This is a genomic window from Streptomyces sp. F001 (genome assembly GCF_004187715.1).
Lineage (GTDB): Bacteria > Actinomycetota > Actinomycetes > Streptomycetales > Streptomycetaceae > Streptomyces > Streptomyces flavusporus.
Genome location: NZ_QZWF01000001.1, coordinates 1271048 through 1296775 on the forward strand (window position 1 = coordinate 1271048; position 25728 = coordinate 1296775).

Annotated in this window: 24 protein-coding genes; 12 read left to right on the top strand and 12 right to left on the bottom strand. The window is 71.3% G+C overall.

Features of this window, described 5'->3' with window-relative positions; all coding sequences use genetic code 11:
- Positions 1-6 precede the first annotated feature (6 nt).
- Positions 7-711, bottom strand: coding sequence for a ZIP family metal transporter (locus StrepF001_RS05865; protein WP_129797178.1), 705 nt, complete (start codon positions 709-711; stop codon positions 7-9).
- 100 nt (positions 712-811) lie between these two features.
- On the opposite strand from StrepF001_RS05865, the gene cobM reads away from it, so the two are divergent.
- Genes cobM through cobC form a run of 6 tightly spaced genes read left to right on the top strand, consistent with a single transcriptional unit; the run spans position 812 to position 7093 of the window.
- Positions 812-1630, top strand: coding sequence for a precorrin-4 C(11)-methyltransferase (gene cobM / locus StrepF001_RS05870; protein WP_129797179.1), 819 nt, complete (start codon positions 812-814; stop codon positions 1628-1630).
- A complete protein-coding gene (gene cbiE, locus StrepF001_RS05875; RefSeq protein ID WP_129797180.1) occupies positions 1627-2862 on the top strand; it encodes a precorrin-6y C5,15-methyltransferase (decarboxylating) subunit CbiE in 1236 nt (411 codons plus the stop codon). Before cobM ends, cbiE begins: the two co-directional genes overlap by 4 nt.
- On the top strand, positions 2859-4529 hold the full coding sequence (gene cobJ / locus StrepF001_RS05880; protein ID WP_129797181.1) for a precorrin-3B C(17)-methyltransferase: 1671 nt from the start codon (positions 2859-2861) through the stop codon (positions 4527-4529). The genes cbiE and cobJ overlap by 4 nt, the downstream gene beginning before the upstream one ends.
- Positions 4526-5116 (top strand): precorrin-8X methylmutase, encoded by a 591-nt coding sequence (locus tag StrepF001_RS05885; protein WP_129797182.1) that lies wholly within the window; start codon positions 4526-4528, stop codon positions 5114-5116. Before cobJ ends, StrepF001_RS05885 begins: the two co-directional genes overlap by 4 nt.
- Complete coding sequence (locus StrepF001_RS05890; RefSeq protein WP_129797183.1) at positions 5113-6042, top strand: sirohydrochlorin chelatase; 930 nt, start codon at positions 5113-5115, stop codon at positions 6040-6042. Before StrepF001_RS05885 ends, StrepF001_RS05890 begins: the two co-directional genes overlap by 4 nt.
- A complete protein-coding gene (cobC, locus tag StrepF001_RS05895; RefSeq protein ID WP_129797184.1) occupies positions 6032-7093 on the top strand; it encodes an Rv2231c family pyridoxal phosphate-dependent protein CobC in 1062 nt (353 codons plus the stop codon). Before StrepF001_RS05890 ends, cobC begins: the two co-directional genes overlap by 11 nt.
- On the opposite strand, the gene StrepF001_RS05900 is transcribed toward cobC, so the two are convergent.
- The 6 genes from StrepF001_RS05900 to StrepF001_RS05925 all read right to left on the bottom strand — a co-directional run bounded on the left by StrepF001_RS05900 (position 7041) and on the right by StrepF001_RS05925 (position 14737).
- Positions 7041-8957, bottom strand: coding sequence for a DUF2264 domain-containing protein (locus tag StrepF001_RS05900; RefSeq protein WP_129797185.1), 1917 nt, complete (start codon positions 8955-8957; stop codon positions 7041-7043). The two genes, cobC and StrepF001_RS05900, sit on opposite strands and share 53 nt — an antisense overlap.
- A 137-nt stretch (positions 8958-9094) precedes the next feature.
- The gene (locus StrepF001_RS05905) at positions 9095-10141 is read right to left on the bottom strand and encodes a LacI family DNA-binding transcriptional regulator (RefSeq protein ID WP_129797522.1); all 1047 of its coding nucleotides are present in this window, start codon (positions 10139-10141) and stop codon (positions 9095-9097) included.
- A 44-nt stretch (positions 10142-10185) separates the two neighbouring features.
- Positions 10186-11835: an extracellular solute-binding protein gene (locus StrepF001_RS05910; RefSeq protein ID WP_129797186.1), complete on the bottom strand. Its 1650-nt coding sequence runs from the start codon at positions 11833-11835 to the stop codon at positions 10186-10188.
- A 39-nt stretch (positions 11836-11874) separates the two neighbouring features.
- Positions 11875-12762: a carbohydrate ABC transporter permease gene (locus tag StrepF001_RS05915; RefSeq protein WP_129797187.1), complete on the bottom strand. Its 888-nt coding sequence runs from the start codon at positions 12760-12762 to the stop codon at positions 11875-11877.
- Positions 12759-13613 carry an ABC transporter permease subunit gene (locus tag StrepF001_RS05920; RefSeq protein ID WP_129797188.1) on the bottom strand — a complete coding sequence of 285 codons (855 nt, stop codon included), beginning with the start codon at positions 13611-13613 and terminating at the stop codon, positions 12759-12761. The genes StrepF001_RS05915 and StrepF001_RS05920 overlap by 4 nt, the downstream gene beginning before the upstream one ends.
- Before the next feature lie 212 nt (positions 13614-13825).
- Complete coding sequence (locus StrepF001_RS05925; protein ID WP_129797189.1) at positions 13826-14737, bottom strand: SCO1860 family LAETG-anchored protein; 912 nt, start codon at positions 14735-14737, stop codon at positions 13826-13828.
- Between the two features lie 222 nt (positions 14738-14959).
- On the opposite strand from StrepF001_RS05925, the gene StrepF001_RS05930 reads away from it, so the two are divergent.
- Complete coding sequence (locus StrepF001_RS05930; protein WP_129797190.1) at positions 14960-16210, top strand: serine hydrolase domain-containing protein; 1251 nt, start codon at positions 14960-14962, stop codon at positions 16208-16210.
- 18 nt (positions 16211-16228) lie between these two features.
- On the opposite strand, the gene StrepF001_RS05935 is transcribed toward StrepF001_RS05930, so the two are convergent.
- The 4 genes from StrepF001_RS05935 to StrepF001_RS05950 are packed head-to-tail and all read right to left on the bottom strand — an operon-like array spanning position 16229 to position 19806.
- Positions 16229-17320 carry an amidohydrolase family protein gene (locus tag StrepF001_RS05935; protein WP_129797191.1) on the bottom strand — a complete coding sequence of 364 codons (1092 nt, stop codon included), beginning with the start codon at positions 17318-17320 and terminating at the stop codon, positions 16229-16231.
- Positions 17321-17345: 25 nt separating this feature from the next.
- Complete coding sequence (locus StrepF001_RS05940) at positions 17346-18140, bottom strand: amino acid ABC transporter ATP-binding protein (protein ID WP_129797192.1); 795 nt, start codon at positions 18138-18140, stop codon at positions 17346-17348.
- Positions 18137-18964, bottom strand: a complete 828-nt coding sequence (locus StrepF001_RS05945) for an amino acid ABC transporter permease (protein WP_129797193.1) — start codon at positions 18962-18964, stop codon at positions 18137-18139. The genes StrepF001_RS05940 and StrepF001_RS05945 overlap by 4 nt, the downstream gene beginning before the upstream one ends.
- Positions 18961-19806: a basic amino acid ABC transporter substrate-binding protein gene (locus tag StrepF001_RS05950; RefSeq protein WP_129797194.1), complete on the bottom strand. Its 846-nt coding sequence runs from the start codon at positions 19804-19806 to the stop codon at positions 18961-18963. The genes StrepF001_RS05945 and StrepF001_RS05950 overlap by 4 nt, the downstream gene beginning before the upstream one ends.
- Before the next feature lie 174 nt (positions 19807-19980).
- Here StrepF001_RS05950 and StrepF001_RS05955 point away from each other — a divergent pair, with 174 nt between their 5' ends.
- The 5 genes from StrepF001_RS05955 (at position 19981) to thpD (ending at position 24603) form a co-directional block, all read left to right on the top strand.
- On the top strand, positions 19981-21081 hold the full coding sequence (locus tag StrepF001_RS05955) for an aminotransferase class V-fold PLP-dependent enzyme (RefSeq protein WP_240797311.1): 1101 nt from the start codon (positions 19981-19983) through the stop codon (positions 21079-21081).
- Positions 21082-21425: 344 nt separating this feature from the next.
- The gene (ectA, locus tag StrepF001_RS05960) at positions 21426-21941 is read left to right on the top strand and encodes a diaminobutyrate acetyltransferase (protein ID WP_129797195.1); all 516 of its coding nucleotides are present in this window, start codon (positions 21426-21428) and stop codon (positions 21939-21941) included.
- 63 nt (positions 21942-22004) lie between these two features.
- Entirely contained in the window at positions 22005-23276 is a 1272-nt protein-coding gene (gene ectB / locus StrepF001_RS05965; protein WP_129797196.1) for a diaminobutyrate--2-oxoglutarate transaminase, read from the top strand.
- A 21-nt stretch (positions 23277-23297) separates the two neighbouring features.
- Positions 23298-23702 carry an ectoine synthase gene (locus StrepF001_RS05970; RefSeq protein WP_129797197.1) on the top strand — a complete coding sequence of 135 codons (405 nt, stop codon included), beginning with the start codon at positions 23298-23300 and terminating at the stop codon, positions 23700-23702.
- Between the two features lie 7 nt (positions 23703-23709).
- Positions 23710-24603 (top strand): ectoine hydroxylase, encoded by an 894-nt coding sequence (gene thpD, locus StrepF001_RS05975; RefSeq protein ID WP_129797198.1) that lies wholly within the window; start codon positions 23710-23712, stop codon positions 24601-24603.
- 63 nt (positions 24604-24666) lie between these two features.
- Here thpD and StrepF001_RS05980 read toward each other — a convergent pair whose 3' ends face one another.
- Positions 24667-25719 (bottom strand): maleylpyruvate isomerase family mycothiol-dependent enzyme, encoded by a 1053-nt coding sequence (locus StrepF001_RS05980; RefSeq protein WP_129797199.1) that lies wholly within the window; start codon positions 25717-25719, stop codon positions 24667-24669.
- Positions 25720-25728: the final 9 nt, after the last annotated feature.

The following is a 25728-nucleotide window of genomic DNA, read 5'->3' on the forward strand; positions in this document are numbered from 1 at the left end:
GAGGGCTCACTCCGCGATGCCCACCACCAGCCAGATGAACGCCGCCCCCGCGACCGTGCACAGCAGCGTGGAGCGGGCGGGGTGTTCGTGGTGGGCCTCGGGCAGGATCTCGGCCGCGGCGAGGTAGAGCAGTGCGCCGCCGAAGAAGCCGAGGTAGGCGCCGAGCAGCGGCTCCGGGATGGCGAAGAGCAGGGTCGAGGCCGCGCCGGCGACCGGGGCGACCGCGGCGAGGAACAGCATCGTCAGCGCCCTGCGGCGGGCGTTTCCGTACAGGCGGGTGAGGGTGTACGTGTTGAAGCCGTCCGCGAAGTCGTGGGCGATCACCGCGAGCGCCACGGCCACGCCCATGCCGCCGCCGACCTGGAAGGCGGCGCCGATCGCCACGCCGTCCATCGCGCTGTGCCCGATCAGCGCGGCCGCCGCCGTCAGGCCCACCTCCGGGGTGCGGTCGGCGCGGCGGGCGGCGAGCAGGCGTTGCACCAGATGGGCCAGCAGGAAGCCGGCCACGAAGAGGAGCAGCGCGGCCGGTACGCCGTAGAGCTCGGTGTCCGCCGCCGCCAGTGCCTCCGGCAGCACGTCCAGGCCGACGACGCCCAGCATCAGGCCGCCGGCCAGGCCCAGCACCAGGTGCCGGCGGTCGGTGACGCGCAGGGCCGTCCAGCCGCCCGCCAGCGTCATCAGGAACGCGCCGAGCGCGACGAAGACAGCCATGCGCCCTTGCTATCGGATCGACGGGCGGGTGCGCACTCCCCCACGCTCGGGCGTCACCAGCCGCAGTACTCGTAGGACTTGTAGGAGAGGACCGATTCCCATGGCCGATGCCCCCACCGGCAAGGTGACCTTCGTCGGTGCCGGCCCCGGCGCCGCCGATCTGCTGACGTTCCGTGCCGCGCGCGCCATCGCCGAGGCCGATGTCGTGATCTGGGCGGCGAGCCTGGTGCAGGCGGAGGTCCTCGAGCACGCCTGCGAGGGCGCGGAGATCCTCGACTCGGCGACGATGTCGCTGGAGGACGTGGTCGCCGTGTACGAGCGCGCGCACGCCGAGGGCCTGCAGGTGGCCCGCATCCACTCCGGCGACCCGGCGCTGTGGGGCGGCACGCAGGAGCAGCTCGACCGGTGCGCCGAGGTCGGTATCGCGACCGAGATCGTGCCCGGTGTGTCGTCGTTCTCGGCGGTGGCCGCGCTCGCGCAGCGGGAGCTGACCATCCCGGAGGTGGCGCAGTCGGTCGTCCTCACCCGGCTCGGCGGCGGCAAGACGCCGATGCCGCCCGGGGAGGAGGTGCGCGAGTTCGCCAAGCACGGCACGACCATGGCGGTCTTCCTGTCGGCGGCCCGCAGCGGGCAGCTGGTGCGGGAGCTGCTGGAGGGCGGCTATCCCACGACCACCCCGGTCGTCGTCGCCTACCAGGCGACATGGCCGGAGGAACTGGTCGTGAAGTGCACGATCGGCACGCTGGAGGAGACGGTCAAGGAGCACAAGCTCTGGAAGCACACCCTGTTCCTGGTCGGTCCGGCCCTCGACGCGCACGGCACCCGCTCGCACCTGTACCACCCCGGTCACTTCCACGGCTACCGCAAGGCCGACCCTGAGGCCCGCCGGGCGCTGCGCGAGCGGGGTGCGAGCACATGATCACCGTCGTCGGTACGGGGACGGGGGCCGCGCCGCCGGACGACGTGGCCGCCGGGGCGGAGCTCGTCGTGGGCGGGCGGCGGCATCTGGACGCCGTACGGCTGCCGGAGGGCGCCGAGCGGATCGTGCTCGGGCCGCTGGCGCCCGCGCTGGACACCATCGAGGAGTACGTCGCCAAGGACCGGCCGGTGGTCGTGCTGGCCTCCGGGGATCCGGGGTTCTTCGGGATCGTCCGGGCGCTTGCGGAGCGGTTCGGCGCCGGGCGGCTGGACGTGCGGCCCGGCGTCTCGTCCGTCGCCGCCGCCTTCGCGCGGATCGGGCTGCCCTGGGACGACGCCGTGGTGGTCAGCGCGCACGGGCGGGAACTTCGGACGGCGGTGAACGTGTGCCGGGCCCGGCCGAAGGTCGCCGTGCTGACGGGACCTGGCGCCGGTCCGGCCGAGTTGGGGGCCGCGCTGCTGCACAGTGAGCGCGTCCTGGTCGTCGCGTCCGCGCTGGGCGATCCGGAGCGGGAGCACGTGGAGCGGGTGACGCCCGCCGAGGCCGCGGCGCGCGACTGGGGTACGGCCGTGAGTGTCGTGCTGTGCCTGGACGAGACCCGTGCGCCGGGTGCCGTACGGACGGTCGCCGGGCCTCCCGCAGGGCCCGGCGGATGGGCGCTGGACGAGGCCGGGTTCGCCCACCGCGACTCGATGATCACCAAGTTCGAGGTGCGGGCGCTGGCCCTGGCCCGGCTCGGGCCGCGCCTGGGCGACCTGGTGTGGGACGTCGGTGCGGGCTCCGGCTCGGTGGCCGTCGAATGCGCCCGGCTCGGCGCCGCCGTCGTCGCGGTCGAGAAGGCAGCAGACGGGGTCGAGCGGATCCGCGCCAACGCCAGGGCGCACGGCGTCGACGTCCATGTCGTGCACGGGGCGGCGCCGGATGTCCTGGCCGGTCTCGACGATCCCGACGCGGTGTTCGTGGGCGGCGGAGGGCGCGAACTGCCTGCCGTCGTCACCGCGTGTGCGCGGCGGGCCCGGCGGGCGGTGGTCATCGCCATGGCCGCGCTGGACCGGGTGCCGGCGGCACGCGAGGCGCTCACCGGTGCCGGCTTCGACTGCGACGGCGTGCTGCTGCAGTCGTCGCGGCTGGCGCCGCTGCCGGGGGACGTGACCCGGCTCGCGGCGACCAATCCCGTTTTTCTGCTGTGGGGCACGAGGCCTCAAGCCTGTCCTGAAGGAGTTGCCCAGTGATCGGCCTCATTTCCGCCACCGCGGCGGGGGCGGTGGCGCGGGACCGGCTGGCCGCGGCGTGGCCGGACCGGACGCGGGTGTACGACGGTCCCGTGGGGGGCGCCGTGCGGGCCGCGTTCGCGGAATGCGAGCAGCTGGTGTGTTTTCTCGCGACGGGGGCGGTGGTACGGCTGGTCGCGCCACTGCTGTCGGACAAGAAGACCGATCCCGGTGTGGTGTGCGTGGATGAGAGTGGGCGGTTCGCTGTTTCGCTGGTGGGCGGGCACGGTGGTGGCGCCAATGAACTCGCCCGGGAGGTCGGGGAGTTGCTGGGCGCCGAGCCCGTGGTGACGACGGCGACCGACTCCGCGGGACTGGCCGGGCTGGACACTCTGGGCCTGCCTGTGGAGGGCGATGTGGCCGCGGTGTCGCGGGCGTTGCTGGACGGCGAACCGGTCGCTCTGCGGGCAGAGGTGGCCTGGCCCCTGCCTCCCCTGCCGGTCGCGGCGGAGGGGTCGTACACCATCCGTCTGACGGACCGGGCGACCGACCCGGCGGAGCATGAGGTGCTGCTCCGCCCGCCGTCCCTCGTCGTCGGCGTCGGCGCCTCCAGGAACGCCCCCGTCGACGAGGTCCTCGGGCTCATCGAGGGCAGCCTGTGGGAGGCGGGACTGTCCCCGCGGAGCGTCGCCGAACTCGCCACCGTCGACGCGAAGGCCGGCGAACCCGGAATCGTCGAGGCGGCCGAGCGGCTCGGCGTGCCCCTGGTGACGTACTCCGCCGAGGAGCTGGCGCAGGTCGACGTGCCCAACCCCTCCGACGCGCCGCTCGCCGCCGTCGGGACACCGTCCGTCGCGGAGGCGTCGGCGCTCGCACGGGGAGGCGAACTTCTTGTGCCCAAGCGGAAGTCGGCCATGGCCACCTGTGCCGTGGTACGGCGGCCGGGGCGCGGGCGGCTCGCGGTGGTCGGGCTCGGGCCGGGGGCCCGCGATCTGCTCACCCCGCGCGCGAAGGCGGAACTGCGGCGCGCCTCCGTGCTCGTGGGGCTCGACCAGTACGTCGACCAGATCCGCGACCTGCTGCGGCCCGGCACCCGGATCCTGGAGTCGGGGCTCGGGGCCGAGGAGGAGCGGGCGCGCACGGCCGTCGAGGAGGCCCGGAAGGGACACGCGGTCGCGCTGATCGGCAGCGGCGACGCGGGCGTCTACGCCATGGCGTCACCGGCGCTGGCGGAGGCGGGCGCCGACATCGACGTCGTGGGCGTGCCCGGGGTGACCGCCGCGCTCGCGGCCGGGGCGATCCTCGGGGCGCCGCTCGGGCACGACCATGTGTCGATCAGCCTGTCCGACCTGCACACGCCCTGGGAGGTCATCGAACGCCGGGTGCGCGCCGCCGCCGAGGCGGACATCGTCGTGACGTTCTACAACCCGCGCAGCCGGGGCCGCGACTGGCAGCTGCCGAAGGCGCTGGCGATCCTCGCCGAGCACCGCGAGCCGACGACGCCGGTGGGTGTCGTACGGAACGCCTCGCGGCCGGACGAGACCAGCCGCCTGACGACCCTGGCCGCGCTGGACCCGGCGACGGTCGACATGATGACGGTCGTGACCGTCGGCAACACGGCCACCCGTGAGATCGCGGGGCGCATGGTGACGCCGCGCGGCTACCGCTGGCAGGAGGAGGCCCGGTGAACCGTGTGGTCCACCCGATCGAGCAGGAGTCGTTCCGGCGGCTGCGCGCCCGCCTGGACACCTCGCACTTCCCGCCGCTGACCCGGGCGGTGGTGGAGCGGGTCATCCACTCCGCCGCCGACCTGGACTACGCGAGCGACCTCGTCATGGACGAGGGCGACCTGGCGAAGGCGTACACCGCGTTGCACTCCGGGGCCCCGGTCGTCGTCGACGTTGAGATGGTGGCGGCCGGGATCACCCGGCGCGAGACCGTCTGCCGGCTGAAGGACGCCGAGTCCGGGCCGGGGCTGACGCGTTCGGCGCACGCCGTGCGGCTGGCCTACGAGGAGGTCGGCCCCGGCGCCCTGTGGGTGATCGGCTGCGCGCCGACCGCCCTGGAGGAGCTGCTGACGCTGGATGCCGCGCCCGCGCTCGTCATCGGTCTGCCCGTCGGTTTCGTCGGCGCGGCCGAGTCCAAGGCCGCCCTGCGGGAGAGCGGACTGCCCGCCGTGAGCAACGTGTCCGAGAAGGGCGGTTCCGCGGTCGCCGCGGCCGCGCTCAACGCCCTGCTGTACCAACCCACTTCGTATTCCGAGGAGAAACAGTGACCACCCCGCCGCCCGCCCTGCTCATCGCCGGTCACGGCACCCGGGACGACGCCGGGGCCGAGGCGTTCCGCGACTTCGTACGGGAGCTGGGCCGCCGCCACCCCGACCTGCCCGTCGCGGGCGGCTTCATCGAGCTGTCCCCGCCCCCGCTGGGCGATGCCGTGACCGAACTGGTGGAGCGCGGTGTACGGCGGTTCGCCGCCGTTCCGCTGATGCTGGTGTCCGCCGGCCACGCCAAGGGGGACATCCCGGCGGCGCTGGCCCGCGAGAAGGAACGGCACCCCGGGATCTCGTACTCCTACGGGCGTCCGCTGGGCCCGCACCCGGCGCTGCTGAGCGTCCTGGAGCGACGGCTGGACGAGGCGCTGGGAACCTCGGGACGCAGCCCGCGGGACCGGGCCGACGTGACCGTGCTGCTGGTCGGCCGGGGGTCGACGGACCCGGACGCGAACGCCGAGGTGCACAAGGCGGCGCGGCTGCTGTGGGAGGGGCGCGGGTACGCCGGGGTCGAGACGGCGTTCGTGTCGCTGGCGGCGCCGGACGTGCCGAGCGGGCTGGACCGGTGTGTGCGGCTGGGGGCGAGGCGGATCGTCGTGCTGCCGTACTTCCTGTTCACCGGCATCCTGCCGGACCGGGTGCAGATGCAGACGGAGGGCTGGGCGGCCGCGCACCCGGAGGTCGAGGTGCGCTCGGCGGACGTGATCGGGCCGGAGCCCGAGCTGCTGGACCTGGTGATGGAGCGGTACGAGGAGGCGGTGCAGGGGGACCTGCGGATGAACTGCGACTCGTGCGTGTACCGGATCGCGCTGCCCGGCTTCGAGGACAAGGTGGGACTGCCGCAGCAGCCGCACTACCACCCCGACGACGACGGTCACCACCATCACGGGCACCACCACGGCGGACACGCCCACTCCCATGCGCACTGAGGGCGATGCGCACGACCTGCGGCACCACGGGGACGCCGAGGTCCGGGACGGGGGACGGTCGCTGGTCGACCTGGCGGTCAACGTGCGCGCCGGCACACCGCCCGCGTGGCTGCGGGAGGTGATCGCCGGGTCGCTCGGTGGGCTGGCGGCCTACCCGGACGGGCGTTCCGCTCGGGCTGCGGTGGCGGCCCGGCACGGTCTCGCACCGGACCGCGTGCTGCTGACGGCGGGTGCGGCGGAGGCCTTCGTGCTGCTCGCCCGTGCCCTGAAGGTCCGTCAGCCGGTCGTCGTGCATCCGCAGTTCACGGAGCCGGAGGCGGCGCTGCGGGACGCGGGCCACACCGTCGACCGGGTGCTGCTGCGCGAGGAGGACGGCTTCCGGCTGGATCCGGCGGCGGTGCCCGAGGACGCCGACCTGGTCGTGATCGGCAACCCGACCAACCCGACGTCGGTACTGCACCCGGCCGACGCCATCGCCCGACTGGCCCGTCCCGGGCGGACGGTGGTGGTCGACGAGGCGTTCATGGACGCCGTGCCGGGTGAGCGGGAGGCACTGGCCGGGCGGACCGACGTTCCCGGGCTCGTGGTCCTGCGCAGCCTGACGAAGACCTGGGGGCTCGCGGGGCTGCGCATCGGATACGTGCTGGCGTCCCCGGAGACCATCGGCGCCCTAGAACGCGCCCAGCCGCTGTGGCCCGTGTCCACGCCGGCGCTGGCCGCCGCTCAGGCGTGCGTGGGATCGCAGGCCCTGGCGGAGGCGGCACACGCCGCGCACCGCATCGCCGCGGACCGGGCCCACCTCGTGGCGGGGCTCTCCGGGATCGCCGGACTGCAGGTCGTGCAGCCCGCCGAGGGGCCCTTCGTCCTCGTACGGCTGCCGCGAGCCGCCGCCGTACGCCGGCACCTGCGCGACCTCGGGTACGCGGTGCGGCGCGGGGACACCTTTCCCGGGCTGGGCGAGGAGTGGCTGCGGCTGGCGGTCCGGGACCGGGCGACGGTCAGTTCGTTCCTCCGGGCGCTGGAGCAGGCGATGACACGGGCGGACCGCTGAGCCGGGGCACCCGCTCCCGGGTGCCGTCCGGGAAGCGGATCTCCACGGTTCCGTCGGCGTCGACCGTCGCGCCGGCGCCCCTGCGCAGAGCGTGCGGATCGGCGCTGAGCACCACGAGGGTGACCAACAGGCCGGCGCCGTCGGGCCGCTGAAGAACAGGCGTCGCCGAGTGGTGTCCGCAGGCATTGGTCCCGACGGCCTGCGCCACCGTGCCGTCGGCACCGCTCCAGCCGTACAGCCCGAGGATCGCGCTGGTCAGACCGTCGGCGCGGCGGGCGAGCGCCCAGCCGGGTCCGGTGCGGGCGACCGGCGGCTCGGTGTCGTCGGCCACGGACCAACCGCCCTCGCGCACCGGCGTGCCGGGCGGTACGTCGAGACGGTGCACCCGCACCTCCCACGGGCCGTTCACCACGCTGACCGTCTCGATGCGATGGCCGCCGCCGGCCTGCCAGGAGGCGGCACGGCGGCCCTCGGCACCGAGGGGGTGGATACGGCCGCGCGGGGACGGTGTGCCGTCGGCGGCCAGGACGGCGAGGTGGTTGTCGGGGCCCGGTGTCTCGGGGGCCGTGGCGCTGGAGTAGGCGAGCCTTGCGTAGTGCGGGCTGTCCTCGGCCGTGGCGGGCGGGGGCGGCAGCCGGTCACTGCCGTGGTTGACCAGCCGTACGATCCCGTCGGCCGCGGTGGAGTGCAGCAGCCAGCCCGGTGCGGGCAGGGCCAGACACACGTCCGTGGTGTCCACGGGGGCCGGTTCCTCGGGCGCCGTCCACACGGGGTGGTCCGCGGGCAGGAGCAGACCGAGGAAGGCCTTGCTCGCCCAGTACGGGGAGGCGGGGCCGGAGTACCGCTGGGTCACGCCGAGGAACGGCCGGTACCAGCCCAGCGTGAGCAGGCCCCGCTCGTCCGGCGCCCCGCGCTCGGCGAAGTGCTTCAGTGCGCCCGAGGCCAGGCGGCGGGTGCGGCCCGGCGGCAGTGGCGTGGCGTCGGCGAGCGCGCCCGCCCAGAGGGGGGCGGTGGTGGCGAAGCGGTAGGTGAGGGAGCGGCCCTGGTGGACCGGGGCGCCGTCGGAGCCGAAGAAGTGCTGGTGGACGGCGAGGAATTCGCGCAGGCGCGCGCGATGCCGGGCCACCGTCTCCGGGTCCGCCCGCGGGCCCGCGATCCGCGCCCACAGCACCGGATACAGATGCAGCGCCCAGGCGTTGTAGTAGTCGAACTTCCGGCCGTCGCCGTCGGTGTACCAGCCGTCACCCCGGTACCAGTCGTCGAGCCGGGCGAGCCCGGCGTCGATCTCGGCCCGGCTGTGCGGGGCCCCGACGGACGCGAGGAACTCCTCGGTGATGACCTGGAACAGCCGCCAGTTGGAGTCGTTGGCACGGGCGCCGACAAAACCGCCGAGCCAGTCGGTGACCTGCTCGCGTACGCGGTCGTCGAGGTGCTCCCACAGCCACGGCCGGGACTCGTGCAGGGCGATGGCGATGGAGGCGGCCTCGACCATCGGCTGGGCTCGGTCGGTGATGGGCGGCCAGTGTTCCCCGTCGTGTGGGTCGGTGCCGGCGGCGAGTCCGGTGGCGTACCGCTCGATCAGAGCCGGGCCGACCCGTCCACCCGACCCCGCGATACGGAAGGCGGCGAGCAAGAAGGAACGCGCATAGCCCTCCAGACCGTCCGACCAGGGCCCGGAATGGCTGGGCGGCCCCGGCAGCCGGTACTGCGCGAACCCCGGCGAGGCATACGGCAACAGCCCGTCGAGCAGCCGATCCGCGATTGCCTCCCAGTGGGCGCGGGTCCAACCGGTGATCGGCGAGAGGAGAGGATCGAGCTCGGGCAGTCGCGTAGGGTCGGGGAGCGACACATACGGGGCGCTCATAGGGGGTTGGATCCTCCTTTGTCGGGTGGCCCGCTCTCCAGTCGGAGGCGGGTGCAACGCCCTACAGGGGCGCGGGGCTGCATCGATATGCGGCTCCGCCGCGTGGGCGCGACCAGCCACGAACTACCCGCAGTCGCCTACGGCGCCCCCGGCGAAGCGACGCTACGGCGCACAACAATGTGCGTACCGAGCAGATGATGGTTCCCCCCGGATTGCTCGGGATCACGCAAAGCGATCCGCACAGCGGCACGACCAAGCTCCTCCGCAGGAGTACGCACGGTCGTGAGCGGCGGATTGAAATCCTCGGCCAGCGGAATGTCGTTGTACCCGACAACAGAGATGTCATCGGGGACGCTCAGCCCAGCATCGGCAATCGCGCGGAGCGCCCCCGCAGCGACCATGTCGTCCCCCGCGAACACGGCCGTGAACTCCCGCGTCTCCTTGAGCAGTTCGGTCATCGCACGCAGCCCGGCCGCACGGCCGAGCCCACAGTCGACCACGCGGCCGGCGCTCCGCGGCAGCCCATGCTCGGCGAGCGCCGCCCGATACCCGGCGACGCGGGCGTCGAGCGCGGTGTTGCCGGGCAGCCCGCCGAGGAACACGATCCTGCGGTGACCGGCGGACAGCAGATGAGCGGTGATCGCCCGCGCCCCCGCCTCGTTGTCGAACTCGACGACCAGCGCCGGGATGTCAGGATCCGGCGCTGGTCGCCCGCACAGCACAAGCCGGCCCCCGGAGGAGTCCAGGGCCTGCGCATAGTGAGCCACGCGCGAGCGATACGCGTCGTCCTCGACGACCCCGCCCACCAGGATCACCAGCCGTGCCCCCTCCTCCCGCATCAGCTGCACGAACTCCATCTCGCGCTGCGGATCCCCGCCGGTCGCGCCGACGACACACAGCCAGCCCCGGTCGGCGGCCTCCGCCTCCACCCCCTCGGCGACCTGGGCATAGAAGGGGCTGGTGACCTGGCGGACGACGACCGCGGCCATCTTCCGGCCGCCGCCCACCAGCGCCCGCGCATGCGCGTTGGCGACGTAGTCGAGGTCGCGGGCGGCGCGCAGCACACGGGCCCTGGTCGCCGTGGGCACCGGGTGGTTGCCGCTGAGCGCACGGGACGCGGTGGCCATGGACACGCCGGCCCGTTCGGCGACGTCGCGGATCGTGACCCGCCGTTTGGCGCCCATGTCGTTCCCCATCCGCCGCGTCTCCCCTTCCTGCCAGTGGTTCTTCAGGTGTTGGCCGCGTAGTCCTGCGCGAGCTCCTCGGCCATTCTGTCGCCGCCCCGGTCCCGCCACCGCTTCACCGTCGCGTCCCATTCGGACAGCGGGATGCGGCCCGCGACGATGCCGGTGACGGTGTCGTCGAGGAGCGCCTTGAGCGTGGTGCCCTGGGCGTTGTTCGTGCGGGACTGCAGGCCGAAGGAGGCGTTGCGGATGGCGTGCGGGACGACCTTCTGCTGCCAGGCGTGCAGGGCCCGTACGGCGTCGGGCATACCGGGAACGAACAGCACCTGGGGGCCTTCGGCGAGGTACTTCAGCGGCAGGTTGGTGTTGTTCTCGACCTCGCCGAGCTTGGTGGGCTCGGGCGAGCCGTCCTTGCCGCGGGTGAAGTGGGTACCCTCGACGCCGTAGTGGACGAGTTCCCACTCCTGGCTGCCGAAGGGGGCGGCGAGGTAGTCGAGGATGCGCAGCAGCAGCTCGATGCGTTCCTTCTTCGCCTTCTTCAGCACGGTGTAGCCGAAGGAGCGGCGGGCGGCGACGATGCCGCCGGGCTCGCCGCCGACGCTGTACGGCAGTGCCGCGGCCGGGGTCAGCTTGCCCTTCGACTCCTGGTACTTGGGCAGGTAGGCACCGAAGCCGTCCTGCATGGAGCCGACGGTGCCGTTGTAGTAGAGCGTGGTCAGGTCGATCTGGGAGATGGACGTGGCGTCGGGGTGGTACGAGCCGTTCTTGCGGAGCTGCGCCTGGAAGGCGATGGCCGCCTTGTAGCGTTCGTCGGCCCAGCCTGGCTGGAAGGTGCCGTCCTTGGTGACGGCCCAGCCCTGGGGCGCGTTGTGGGCGGCGGAGTGCACGGCGTTGCCGAACAGGGAGCCCTGAGCGGCGCCGAGGGCGTACGTCCGTCCCTTGGTCGCCTGCTTGGCGACGGCGGTGAAGTCGTCGGACGTCCAGCCCTCCTTCATGCCCGCGTCGGTGAACATGCCCTGGTTGATCCAGAGGGTGGAGCCGGGCAGCGGGCGTTCCAGGGGGATGCCGTAGAGGCGGCCGCCGATACGGCCCATGTCCTGCCAGGCGTGGGTCGGGATGTTGGCGAGGTTGGGGTAGGCCTCGATCGCGTCGCCGGACAGGAACGGTGTGAGGTCCTCGGCGCGTCGCTGCACGAACTCGGCCTCGCGGGGCAGCACGAACCCGGAGAAGAGGTTGATGACGTCCGGCAGGGAGTCGGCGTCGCCGGCCATCACGGTGGCCATCTTCTTCTGGTAGTCGGCCTGGGAGACGATCGTGTACTCGATCTTCACGCCGAGGGCCTTCTCGACCGCGGCCCAGAACCGGTTGGCGGAGGCCGGTTTCGGGGGTGTGCCGAACGAGACCGACATGACCTTGATGGTGGAGCCGTCGCCCGGGGTGCGGGCGACGGACCTGACCAGGTCGGTGGGGTAGGAGGTGTAGCCGGCCTGGACGCCCGCCTGCGTGGGGGCGAGGTCCGGCTCGGGGCCGGTCGCGGGCTTGTACGCGGGCCAGGGCGCGAGCTTCTTGCCCGCGTTGGAGACGTCGCTGTCGCCGCCGGAGGAGGAGCAGGCGGTCAGCAGACCGGGGACGGAGACCGCGGCGCCACCGGCGGCCAGGGAACGCAGCAGGGTACGTCGGGACATGCGGGGCATGGGAGACCGACCTTTCTGGATGCGGCTCTTGATGGGGTGTCAGCTCTTGATGGCGCCGGTGAGCACGCCTTTGGTGAAGTACTTCTGCAGGAAGGGGTAGACGAGCAGGATCGGCACGGTGGCGATCACCAGTACCGCCATCTGCACGGTCTGCGGGGCCGTGATGGTGGCCTCGCCGGTGGTCGCGTCGGTGAGCCCGGATCCGGCCACCACATAGGTGCGCAGCACCTGTTGCAGGGGCCAGTGGTCGCTCTCCAGGTAGAGCGAGGCATAGAACCAGGAGTTCCAGTACGCCACCGCGTAGAACAGGCCCACGACGGCGAGCGCGGCCTTGGACAGCGGCAGCACGATCGAGAACAGCACCCGCCAGTCCCCCGCCCCGTCGAGGCGGGCCGCCTCGTACAGCTCCTCGGGGATGCCCTGGAAGAAGCCCCGCAGGACGACGAGGTTGAACACGTTCACCAGGACGGGCAGGACCAGGGAGGCATAGTTGTCCAGCAGGCCCAGCTCCTTGACCAGCAGGAAGCTGGGGATCATGCCGGGCGGGAACAGGAACGTGAACAGGATGAGCAGCAGCACCGGCCGGCCGCCGAACACACCGGGGCGGGACAGCGCGTAGGCGAGGGTCACCGTGCAGGCGAGGCTGAGGAGCGTGCCGACGATCGTGACTCCGGCACTGACGCCGAGGGCGTGGGTGACGATGCCGCCGTCGAGGATGTCCCGGTACGCGTCCAGGGACGGCTCGGTCGGCCACAGCACCCAGCCGCCGTTGGCAACGACCTCGTCCGTGGAGGCCAGCGACGTAGAGACGATCACCAGGAACGGCACGCACACCAGCAGCACGACCGTGGCGAGCGCGAGGACCTTGCCGGCCTGGGTGAGGGGCCGGGGCTTTTCCAGCCAGCCCGGCCGTGCGGATGCGCTCACTTGTAGACCCCCTGTTCGCCCAGGCGGTGGGCGACCTTGTTGGCGGCGTAGACGAGGAGGGCGCCGATGACGCCCTTGAACAGGCCCGCGGCGGCGGCGAATCCGTAGTCGCCGCCGACGATGCCCTGGTAGTAGACGAAGGTGTCGATGATCTCGGCGGCCTCGGGACCGACCGCGTCGCGTTGCAGCAGCATCTGCTCGAAGCCGACGGAGAGGATGTCGCCGAGCCGCATGATGAGCAGCAGCACGATCACCGGGCGGATGGCGGGCAGGGTGACGTGCCAGAAGCGCCGCCAGGGACCCGCCCCGTCGATCGCGGCGGCCTCGTACTGCTGCTCGTCGACCTGGGACAGCGCGGCGAGGAAGATGATCGTGCCCCAGCCGGCGTCCTTCCAGATGACCTGGGCGACGACGAGCGGCTTGAAGGCGTCCGGGTTGCCGATGATGTCGACGGTGTGCAGCCCGGCGCCGCTCAGGGTGCTGTTGAGCAGTCCGGTGTCGCCGAGTACCTGCTGGAAGAGGGCGACGACGATCACCCAGGAGATGAAGTGCGGCAGATACGCCACCGACTGCACGAAGCGCCGGACCGTGCTCCACGTCAAGCTGTGCAGGAGCAGGGCGAGCGCGAGCGGCACCGGGAAGTAGAAGACCAGCTGGAGGACGGCGATCCAGAGGGTGTTGACGACGGAGGACCAGAAGGCCCCGTCCTCGAACATGCGCTGGAAGTTGCCCAGTCCGACCCAGGGGCTGCCCCACAGGCCGTCGAAGGGCACGTACTCCTTGAACGCGATGACGTTGCCGACCAGTGCGCCGTAGTGGAACAGCAGGAAGTAGGCGAGGCCGGGCAGCATGAGCAGGAAGAGAGTTCGGCTCCGTTCGTGAAAGCGCTTTCGCCGAACAACGGCCACGGTTCCCCCTCATGTCTCTGGATCGGCGTGAGGGGAAGTTAAAGCGCTTTCATTCGACAGTCAACAGCCCTGACACAGAAAAGGCGTTGGCCCACGTCAGGGCAGGCGCCTCGACGTGGGCCACAGAGTGAAAACGCTTCCACTCCTCGTCTATGTCAGCTCCGCCTGCGGCGCGCCAGGGCCACCGCTCCCCCGCCCGCCGCCAGCAGCGCGACGGCGCCGCCCGCGATGTACGGAGTCATCGAGCTGCCGCCCGTCTCGGCCAGACCCGACTCGGCGGCCGCACCCTGGGGCTTCACGTCGCCGGCCGGATCCGCGCTCGGCGACGCGGTCTGCTCCGCAGGAGCCGCCGGCGCCTCGCAGGTCGCCTTCGCGAGCGTCAGCGTGCCCTCGACCTCGGCGACGTTCAGCTTCAACGGGTTGACGGAGACCTTGAGTTCGAGGGCCGTGGCAGCTGCCGTACGGGAGGTCGTCTCCCGCTGCGAGAGGTCCAGGCGCACCTCGCCCACGCCCGGGACCGTGACGTCGGTCGGGCCACCGGCGGTGAGCGTCACGCGCTTGCCCAGTACCGTCACCGCACCCAGCACGTTGGCATCGGCGACCGGCGCCTTCCCGGCCGCGCAGGTCGCCGTCGAGGTGATGCCCTCGACCTCGATGAGGGACAGCAGCGGCAGACCGGGGACGTGGAGCTGGGCGTCGGCCAGCCGCGTGGAGCCCTCCGCCTTCTCGGCGGTCACCGTCGCCTTGGCCTGCGCCACGTCCGCGCGCAGCACGGTGAACGGGTTTCCCCCGTCGACACCGTCCAACTGGGCGGTCAGCGCGGTCTTCTCGGCGCTCTGCGGCGCCTGGACCTCGTTGAGGGAGACCGCGAGCGGGACGTTCACGGTCTTGTTGAGCAGGGACACATCGAGCCCGGTGCGCAGGACGACGGCGCTCGCGCGCCCCTGCTCGTCGGTCGCGTGCGCGGAGCCCGCGCCGGCCAGCGCCCCGGGACCGGAGGCGAGGACGGCGGCGGCCGCCACGGCGGCCGAACGGCGGGCAGGTCTGCGGAAGTTGACGCTGTTCAAGGGTGAGACTCCCGTGAGAGACGAGCTTGGGACCCGGCAAGAATTACGCACCGAGAGTGAACCGTCAGCCACCAGAGGTGACTTCACCCCAACGTGTGGTTTTCGTGTGTTGTTTCGAATCTCCGCGCCGAGAGGCGGCGGGGCACGAGCGCTCCTATGGTGGTGGTACAGGGCCTTGCGGCCCAGGTCGCGGGCCTCTCCTGAGGTGCCTGGAGTCAGCCCATGACGCGCTCGTACGGACGTCTGCGCAGGGGGGCCGTCACCGCCGCTGCAGTGGGCGTACTCGTGGTGCCGCTCGGGGGCGGAACCGCCTTCGGTGCGCCGTCGCTCGCGCCCACCACCGCCACCGGCATGGAACAGCCGTCGCCCTCGCCCTCGGACGACTTCCGCGCGCTCACCCCCGAGGTGAAACAGCAAGTCGACGAGGCCGTCCAGCGGGTCATGCGCGAGGCGAACGTGCCCGGGGTGACCGTGGGGCTGTGGACGCCGGACAAGGGGAATCACGTGAGGTCGTTCGGCGTCGCCGACAAGGACAGCGGCCGGAGGATGTCGCCGGATCTGTACATGCGTATCGGCAGCGAGACCAAGACCTTCACCGTGACGGCGCTGCTGAAGCTGGTCGACGACGGCAAGGTCGAACTGGACGACACGATCGGCGAGTACGTCGACGGTGTGCCGGGCGGGGACCGGATCACCCTGCGCCAGCTGGCCGGGATGCGCAGCGGGCTCTTCAACTACACCGAGGACCCGGACTTCTTCAAGGCGCTGACGTCCGATCCTCAGCGGTCCTTCACGCCGCAGCAACTGCTCGACTACGCGTTCAAGCACCCCGTGCTGTTCCAGCCGGGCGAGAAGTTCTCCTACTGCAACACCAACCTCATCCTGCTCGGCCTGGTCGTCGAGGAAGCCGGCGGACAGCCGCTCGGCGAGTACATCGAGGAGAACATCCTCGAACCGGCCGACATGTACCGCACGATCTTCCCGACCGACGCGGCCTTGCCGAGTCCGCACGCGCAGGGGTACACGGACCAGACCGCGGACGGGAAGGTCGCCAACAGCACCGACTGGAATCCCTCCTGGGGCTGGGCGGCCGGCGCGATGATCTCCACGCTGGAGGATCTGCGGATCTGGGCACCCACCGTCGCCACCGGCGTCCTGCCCGACGGGGACATCCTGATCAGCCCCGCCATCCAGAAGCAGCGGCTCGACACGCCGCCCACCACCATCCCGGGCGCCGGGTACGGCCTCGGCATCTTCAACGTCCAGGGCTGGATCGGCCACAACGGCTCGCTGCCCGGCTACGAGTCCCTGACCATCTACCTGCCGTCGGCAGAGGCCACCATCGTCGTGCTGCTGAACACCGACATCAACCACGACGACACGGAGCCCAGCACACTCTTCGGCGATGCAATCACGAAGATCGTCAGTCCGCAGCACGTCTTCAACCTGCCCGCGCAGCCCGCGGCCCGCTGATCCGTCCGCGCGAGCGCCCTACCCGACGACCCGCCCATTCAGCACGATCCGCGAAGGCGCCGCCAGGACGCGTACGTCCGCCCGCGGGTCGGACGCGTACACCACGAGGTCCGCCGCCGCCCCCTCCTCCAGGCCGGGGCGGCCGAGCCACTGGTGGGCCGCCCAGGTCGTCGCCGAGAGCGCCTCGACCGGTGGGATGCCGGCGGTGACCAGTTCCGCGACCTCGGCCGCCACCAGGCCGTGGGGCAGGGTGCCGCCCGCGTCCGTGCCGACGAAGACCGGGATGCCGGCGTCGTACGCCGAGCGCACGGTGTCGTAGCGCCGCTCGTGCAACCGTCGCATGTGCTCCGACCAGCGCGGGAACCTGGACTCGCCGCTGTCGGCCAGCTTCGGGAAGGTGGCGATGTTGACGAGGGTCGGCACGATCGCCACCCCCCGATCGGCGAACAGCGGAATCAGGTCCTCCGTCAGGCCCGTCGCGTGCTCGATGCAGTCGATGCCCGACTCGACCAGGTCCCGCAGGGAGTCCTCGGCGAAGCAGTGGGCGGTCACGCGGGCGCCCAGGCGGTGGGCCTCCGCGATTCCCGCCTCCACCGCCTCGCGCGGCCAGCAGGCCGACAGGTCGCCCACCTCGCGGTCGATCCAGTCGCCGACCAGCTTCACCCAGCCGTCGCCGCGCCGGGCCTCCTGGGCGACGTAGGCGACCAGGTCGTCCGGTTCGATCTCGTGCGCGTAGCCGCGGATGTAGCGGCGGGTGCGGGCGATGTGCCGGCCGGCCCGGATGATCTTCGGCAGGTCCTCGCGGTCGTCGATCCAGCGGGTGTCGGAGGGTGAGCCGGCGTCGCGGATCAGCAGGGTGCCCGCGTCGCGGTCGGTCAGCGCCTGCTTCTCCGCGATGTCGTCGTCGACGGGGCCGTGCGCGCCGAGGCCGACATGGCAGTGCGCGTCGACGAGGCCGGGCAGGGCCCAGCCCTCGACGGTGCGGATGTCGCGGGCGCCGACGGGACGGTCGTAGGAGATCCGGCCGTCGACGACCCACAGCTCGTCCCGGACGTCGTCGGGTCCGACGAGCACCCGTCCCTTCACCCGCAGCACAGCGCCATTCCTCATGAGCTGCACTGTAGTCAGGCGGGCTCTACTCGCTCTTCCCACCCACCTGGTCCGAGGTCTCCTCCTCCACGTTCGCCATCGCCGGGTCGAGGAGACGGGAGAGGAAGTGGCGGGTGCGTTCGTGGCGGGGGTGGGCGATGACCTGGTCGGGGGTGCCGTCCTCGACGATCACGCCGCCGTCCATGAAGACGACCCGGTCGGCGACCTCGCGGGCGAAGGTCATCTCGTGGGTGACGACCATCATCGTCATGCCCTCGTTCGCAAGCATGCGCATGACGGCCAGGACGTCCCCCACCAGCTCCGGGTCGAGCGCCGAGGTCGGCTCGTCGAACAGCATCACCTCGGGGCCCATCGCCAGGGCGCGGGCGATGGCGACGCGCTGCTGCTGGCCGCCGGAGAGGGAGGAGGGGTAGGCGGTCGCCTTCTCCGACAGGCCCACACGTTCGAGGTTCTCGGCGGCGACCCGGGCCGCCTCCGCCTTGCCCCGCCCGAGCACCCGGCGCTGCGGCAGCGCGAGGTTCTCGGTCACCGTGAGGTGCGGGAAGAGGTTGAACTGCTGGAAGACCATGCCGATCCGGCGGCGTACCGCGTCGATGTCGACATCGGGGTCGGTGACCTCCGTACCGCCGACGAAGACCTGGCCCTTGGTCGGCTCCTCCAGGAGGTTCACGCAGCGCAGCAGCGTCGACTTGCCCGAGCCGGACGGGCCGATGACGCAAGAGACCTCGCCCTGGCCGATCTCCAGGTCGATGCCGCGCAGCACCTCGTTGTCGCCGAAGGATTTGTACAGCTCGCGGATCTCGATTTCCGGACGGCTCATTTCACGGCCTCCTGGGCCTTCGTCTCCATACGGCGTACGACGAAGCCGAGCGGGATCGTGACCAGCAGGTAGCACAGGCCGGCGACCAGGATCGGCGTGGAGTTGGCGGTCTGGCTGGCGAGGTCGCGGCCGAACTTGGACAGCTCCCGCTCCTCCAGGGTGACACCGAGGAACAGCACCAGAGAGGAGTCCTTGAAGAGCAGGACGAGTTCGTTGGTGAGGGGCGGCAGGATGATCCGGAAGGCCTGCGGGAGGATGATCGAGACCATGGCGCGGGCGGGCGAGAAGCCCAGGGAACGGGCCGCCTCCATCTGCCCCTTGGGTACCGCCTGGATGCCCGCGCGGAACGTCTCCGCCATGTACGCGGCGGCCACCAGGCCGAGTGCGAGGGCGACCTTGCCGTACGTTCCGCCGGGGATCTCGGTGCCGGGGAAGGCCAGCGGGACGGCCACCCCGATGAAGATGAAGATCAGCAGGGCGGGCAGGCCGCGGAAGATCTCGATGTAGATACCGGCGATCCAGCGGTACGGGCCCACGGAGGACAGCCGCATGAGGGCCAGCACCATGCCGAGCACCAGGCCGACGAGGAAGCCGGACACGGTGTAGAGCACGGTGTTCTTCAGCGCCAGCGTGATGACGTCCGGGAACATCTGCTCGGCGATGTCCTGCTGGGCGAACTGGTTCTGCAGCCGGTCCCAGTCGGCGCCGACCGCGAGGGCGACCAGGGCGCCGACGAAGACGACGTACTGCACACCACGGGACACCCGGCGCTTCTGACGCCGGGTCAGCCCCTTCTTCTTCGGCTGTACCGTCACCTCGGTCATGAGGCGGACGGGGAGGCCGCGGACTCCTCGTACGGCCCGATCCACTGCTCGTACAGCTTCTTGTACGTGCCGTCGGCCTTGGCGTCCGCGAGGGCCTTGTTGACGGCCTTGAGCAGCGGCTCGTTGCCCTTCTTCACCGTGAAGCCGTACTGCTCGCCGGTGTTGATCTGCTCGGCGACCTCGAAGGCGTCGGCGTTGGCCTGGTCCTTGAGCCAGCCCTGGACGACCGGGTAGTCGATCACGACGGCCTCGACCTGGCCGGTGCGCAGGCCGTTGATGACGGCGTCGGAGGACTCGAAGGAGACCGGGTCGAGGCCCTGGCTCTTGGCGTAGTCCTCGCCGGTGGTCTGCGCCTGGGCGCCGACCTTCTTGCCCTTGAGGTCGGCGAAGGAGCCGATGCCGCTCTTCTTGTCGACCAGGACGGCCTGGGTCGCCTCGAAGTAGGGGTCCGAGAAGTCGACGTTCTTCTTGCGCTCCTCGGTGATGGTCATGCCGGCGGCGGCGAGGTCGCACTGGCCGGCGTTGAGGGACCCGCCGGTCTTGAAGTTCTCGAAGGGCTGGTCGACGATCTGCTGCTGCACGCCCAGATCCTCGGCGACCAGGTCGACGAGGGAGACGTCGAAGCCCTGCACCTTGCCGTCGATCTCCGACTGGAAGGGCGGGTAGGGCAGGTGGGTGCAGGTGGTGAGCTGGCCGCCCTTGACGAGAGTGACCCCGCCGGCGGCGGTCTGCGTACCGCTCGCGTCGCCGTCGTCCGACCCGCAGCCGGCCACGAGCAGCAGCCCGGCCGTCGCGGTGGTGGCGGCCAGAATGCGGGCTCGGCGCCCGAGGACCGTGATCACGGGGACCTCCTGTGAGGGAACTATGGGTTCCGATTATAAGGAGAACTTTGAACCACTCAAACCAAACCCATGGCAACGAGACCGTCCGGCCTGAGAAGTCTCCGGCAACAGGGGGTGTGCGGCCCGCCGGTTACGCTCGACAGCGTCGACCCCGTGAGCGAAGAGAGCACCGCCGTGACCCACCCCCTCCTGGACCTGGCCCCGCTGACCGCGGCGCACTTCGCCGCCATCGAGGACCGGGTGGCCCGGCTGCTCGGTACCCGCCAGGACGTGGTGATCATGCAAGGTGAGGCGCTGCTGCCACTGGAGGGCGCGATCCGCGCCACGGCCGGTCCCGGGACGACGGCGCTGAACGTGATCACCGGACCGTACGGGCAGACCTTCGGGAACTGGCTGCGGGACTGCGGAGCGACCGTGATCGATCTCGCGGTGCCCTTCCACACGGCGGTCACGGCCGAGCAGATCCGCGCGGCCTTCGCCGAGCACCCGGAGATCGACTTCGTGTCCCTGGTGCATGCGGAGGCGGCGACCGGTAACACCAACCCGGTCGCGGAGATCGGCGAGGTGGTGCGGGAGCACGGGGCGCTGTTCTACCTGGACGCGGTGGCGTCGATCGGCGCCGAGCCGGTGCTGCCGGACGCGTGGGGCGTGGACCTGTGCGTCATCGGGGCGCAGAAGGCGATGGGCGGTCCCGCCGGGGTGTCGGCGGTGTCGGTGAGCGAGCGCGCCTGGGCCCGTATGGCGGCGAACCCGAACGCCCCGCGCCGCTCCTACCTCTCCCTGCTGGACTGGAAGGAGCGCTGGATCGACGCAGGCCGCACGTCCCTGCTGCACGCGCCGGCCCAGCTGGAGATGCTGGCCCTCCAGGCCTGCGTCGAGCGGATCGAGGCGGAGGGCCCGCAGGCGGTGATGGCCCGGCACGCGGCCGCCGCGGCGGCGACCCGGGCGGGGGCGTTCGCGCTGGGCGGGGGCCTGGAGCCGTACGTGTACGAGGCCGCGGAGGCGGCGCCGGTCGCGACCACCCTGCGAGCACCCTCCGGCGTCGTGGCGTCGGAACTGGTGGCCAGGGCTCTGGAGAGCGACCCCGCGCTGCCGCTGGCCGCGGGCGGGGGCACGCTGGCCAAGGAGATGATCCGCGTCAACCACTACGGTCCCGACGCGACGCCGGGCGCCGTCCAGGCGAGCCTGGCCGCTCTGGGCGCGGCCCTGACCGAGAAGGAACTGACGGTGGACCTCGATGCGGCGCGGCGAGCTGCCGAGGCCGCCTGGCAGTAATTGCCGGGCACTCTCTTCACGTTGATTTTCCGGGATTTCTTTTCCGCAATTTCAATCACTTAACCGGGAGCAGCTTCCCGTATTCTTCTGCCCGCTTTCCCCGACCCTAAACACAAAGATTTCGCGAACACCAAGCGGCGTAATTCGGGCAGATCTCTTCGGGATTACACGGCTGTGACGCGTTCCACATCGCGCCCGTTTTGTGCGCTATGTAGCCCACAAACCAGGGCATTTCGCCGCACCCTCGCGCGGCTGTACGCGCACGCGTGATAACACAGGACGCGCCGACACGTAAGCCCCTCCGGCCATGCAATTTCGAATTTCGCTCGGTAAATTCAATTCGCATGACTGCCGCACAAGCAGACCTGCACATCGACCGTCCGGCGGTTACGGACGGGGCCGCTGTCTGGCGGCTCGCCAAGGAATCCGGAACCCTCGACCTGAACTCCTCGTACAGCTATCTGCTGTGGTGCCGGGACTTCGCCGCCACCTCGGCGGTGGCGCGGGCGGACGACGGGGCGGCCGTCGGCTTCATCACCGGGTACCTGCGGCCGGACCGCCCGGGGACCCTGCTGGTGTGGCAGGTGGCCGTCGACGCCGCGTACCGCGGACGCGGGCTGGCGGCGCGGCTGCTCGACGGACTGACCGCCCGGGTCGCCGCCGAGCAGGGGCTGACCTCCGTCGAGACCACCATCACACCGGGCAACACCCCCTCCGAGCGGCTGTTCACCTCGTACGCCGCCCGGCACGGCGCCCGTGTCGAGCGTGCGGTGCTGTTCGACACGGGTCTGTTCCCGGACGGCCCGCACGACCCCGAAGTCCTGTACCGCATCGGCCCGTTGACCCACCTCTCGCAGTGACCCGTCGCAATTGACCGTTGCAACTGACCGTCGTATGACCGTCGCAATGAGGAGCGATTCTTCGTGACCATCACCCAGCCCGACCTCAGCGTCTTCGAAACCCTGGAGTCCGAGGTGCGCAGCTACTGCCGCGGCTGGCCCACCGTCTTCGACCGGGCGCGCGGCAGCCGCATGTACGACGAGGACGGCCACGAGTACCTCGACTTCTTCGCCGGAGCCGGCTCGCTCAACTACGGACACAACAACCCGGTGCTCAAACGGGCCCTGCTCGACTATCTGGACCGGGACGGCGTCACCCACGGTCTCGACATGTCGACCACGGCCAAACGCGCCTTCCTGCAGACCTTCCAGGACCTGGTGCTGCGGCCGCGCGACCTGCCGTACAAGGTCATGTTCCCGGGGCCGACCGGTACCAACGCCGTGGAGTCCGCGCTGAAACTGGCGCGGAAGGTGAAGGGCCGCGAGGCGATCGTGTCGTTCACCAACGCCTTCCACGGCATGTCCCTCGGCTCCCTCGCCGTGACCGGCAACGCGTTCAAGCGGGCCGGCGCCGGGATTCCGCTCGTGCACGGCACGCCCATGCCCTTCGACCACTACCTGGACGGCAAGGTCGAGGACTTCCTGTGGTTCGAACGACTGCTTGAGGACCAGGGCTCCGGGCTCAACAAGCCCGCCGCTGTGATCGTCGAGACCGTGCAGGGCGAGGGCGGCATCAACGTGGCCCGGCCCGAGTGGCTGCGGGCGCTGGCCGAGCTGTGCGAACGCCAGGACATGCTGCTGATCGTCGACGACATCCAGATGGGCTGCGGGCGCACCGGCGCGTTCTTCTCCTTCGAGGAGGCCGGGATCGTGCCCGACATCGTCACCGTGTCGAAGTCCATCAGCGGCTACGGGCTGCCGATGTCGCTGTGCCTGTTCAAGCCGGAGCTGGACGTGTGGGAGCCGGGCGAGCACAACGGCACCTTCCGCGGCAACAACCCCGCGTTCGTCACGGCCACCGCCGCGCTGGAGACGTACTGGACCGACGGCTCGGCCATGGAGAAGCAGACCCGCGCGCGCGGTGAGCAGGTCGAGCAGGCGCTGATCGCCGTCACCGAGGAGAACCTCGCCGACGTCAAGGAGTACCGGGGCCGCGGGCTGGTGTGGGGCATGGAGTTCCACGACAAGGGCCGGGCCGAGCGCGTCGCCCGCCGCGCCTTCGAACTCGGGCTGCTGATCGAGACGTCGGGCCCCGAGAGCGAGGTCGTCAAGCTGCTGCCCGCCCTCACCGTCACCCCCGAGGAGCTGGACGAGGGCCTGCGTGTCCTCGCCCGTGCCGTACGCGAAACCGTCTGAGAAAAGGAGCTGTTCAGCACCGTGATCGTCCGTTCGTTCAAGGACATCGAAGGCACCGACCGGCATGTGAAGGCCGCGTCCGGCACCTGGGAGAGCAAACGCATCGTCCTCGCCAAGGAGAGGGTCGGCTTCTCGCTGCACGAGACGATCCTGTACGCGGGGACGGAGACGTCGATGTGGTACGCCAACCACATCGAGGCCGTGGTCTGTGTGCAGGGCGAGGCCGAACTGACCGACCACGAGACCGACCGGACGTACACGATCACGCCCGGGACGATGTACCTCCTCGACGGCCACGAGCGGCACACGCTGCGCGTCAAGGAGGACTTCCGCTGTATCTGCGTCTTCAACCCGCCCGTCACCGGACGGGAGGACCACGACGAGAACGGCGTCTACCCCCTGCTCACCGAACCCGAGGAGGTGTGACATCCCCATGACCACCAGCACTGTCACGGATCTCTACCCCAGCCGCGGCGCCACCGAGGTGTCCGTCCCCCGCCAGGACCCCGTCGTCTGGGGCGCGCCCGGCACCCCCGGGCCGATCGACGTCGCCGGTCTCCAGTCCTACGAGCGGGACGGCTTCCTCGCCATCGAGGAACTCATCACCGACGACGAGGTCGCCGTCTACCGGGATGAGTTGAACCGGCTGGTGGCGGACCCGGCGATCCGGGCCGACGAACGGTCGATCGTCGAACCGAAGTCGCAGGAGATCCGTTCCGTCTTCGAAGTGCACAAGATCAGCGAGGTGTTCGCCGCGCTGGTGCGCGACGAGCGGGTCGTCGGGCGGGCCCGGCAGATCCTCGGCTCGGACGTGTACGTCCACCAGTCGCGGATCAACGTCAAGCCGGGCTTCGGGGCCAGCGGCTTCTACTGGCACTCGGACTTCGAGACCTGGCACGCCGAGGACGGTCTGCCGAACATGCGGACAGTGTCCGTCTCGATCGCGCTGACCGAGAACTACGACACCAACGGCGGGCTCATGATCATGCCGGGGTCGCACCGGACGTTCCTCGGATGCGCGGGGGCCACGCCGAAGGACAACTACAAGAAGTCGCTGCAGATGCAGGACGCGGGCACGCCCTCGCACGAGGCGCTGACCGCGATGGCCTCGCAGTACGGCATCAAGTTGTTCACGGGCAAGGCCGGTTCGGCGACCTGGTTCGACTGCAACTGCATGCACGGGTCGGGCGACAACATCACGCCGTTCCCGCGCAGCAACGTCTTCATCGTCTTCAACAGCGTGGAGAACGCGGCGGTCGAGCCGTTCGCGGCGCCGGTGCGGCGGCCGGAGTTCATCGGGGCGCGGGATTTCACGCCGGTGACGTGACGTAGCCCCCGCAACGCGTCAGGGCCCCTCTCCGGAGGGGCCCTGACGCGTTGCGGCGCCCGTCTACAGCCACGCCAGCGACGCCGCGCGCTCCAGTACGTTCCGTACGGCCGACTCGTCGCCGGCCGCTCCGCGCGGGACCTCCTGCGGCGGATACCGTCCGCCGACCAGCAGGCAGAAGTCGACCGGATCCAGGGCGAGTTCGGCGCGTACGGGTTCGGCGTCGGAGCCCAGCACCCATTCCGGGCCGCCGGTCACGGAGAAGAGGACGGGCGGTGCGGTGGGCCCGAGGGCCGCGCCGAGGATGCGCACCGCGAGCCGGATCAGGTGCCGCAGGTGTTCCTCGGGCGGCGGCGGGACGGCCAGGCCCAGGGCGCGGCCGATGTCGTCGGCGTGGATCCAGGTCTCGAACGCGCGCACGAGGAAGTGGTCGGCGACCGGCAGCCGCAGCCCCATCAGTGTCACCGCACGGGCGGCCGACTGCGCATCGCGGGCCTCGGGTGCGCTGAGCAGGGCGGCCGCCTGCGCGGACCAGGCAGCGACGGTCTCCCCGGGCGGGCGCCCGCGCTCATGGGCGATCACCTCGGCGGTACGCCGGTTCCAGGCGGCGTCCCAGGGCGTGCCCTCCTCGATCCCGGAGGGCGGCCGGCCGGTGCCGGCCCCGAGCTCCGCCGCGAGCGGCTCGTCGGCGGCGAGCAGGTGGGCCACGGTCGCGTGCACGTCCCAGTCGTGCACGACCGGCGTACCCCACCGGCCGTCCGCCTCGGACAGCAGCGCCTTCAGCCCGGAGACGGCAGCGGCGTAGGGGGCGGCATGCGGGGCGACGGCGGGGGCGGCGGCACGGTGGCGAAGGGCACGGGCCAGGACGGTGGAGGTGGGCCCCTCGAGCGGGGCCGATGCCGGGGGCCGCGCCTCGGACGGCGACCCGTCCGAGGCAGACGCGGCCGGCGCCGGCCCTTCCAGCATCCGTACCACTGCCCTCAGCCGTTCCGCCTCCCTGGCGCATGTTTCGCAGGTGGCGAGGTGGGGCGGGATCGTCTTCTCGTCGGCCGGTTCCAGGGCGCCGAAGGCCCAGGCGGCCAGGAGTTCCCGTACGGCGTCGTGATCGGTGGTCACCGTGTGCCT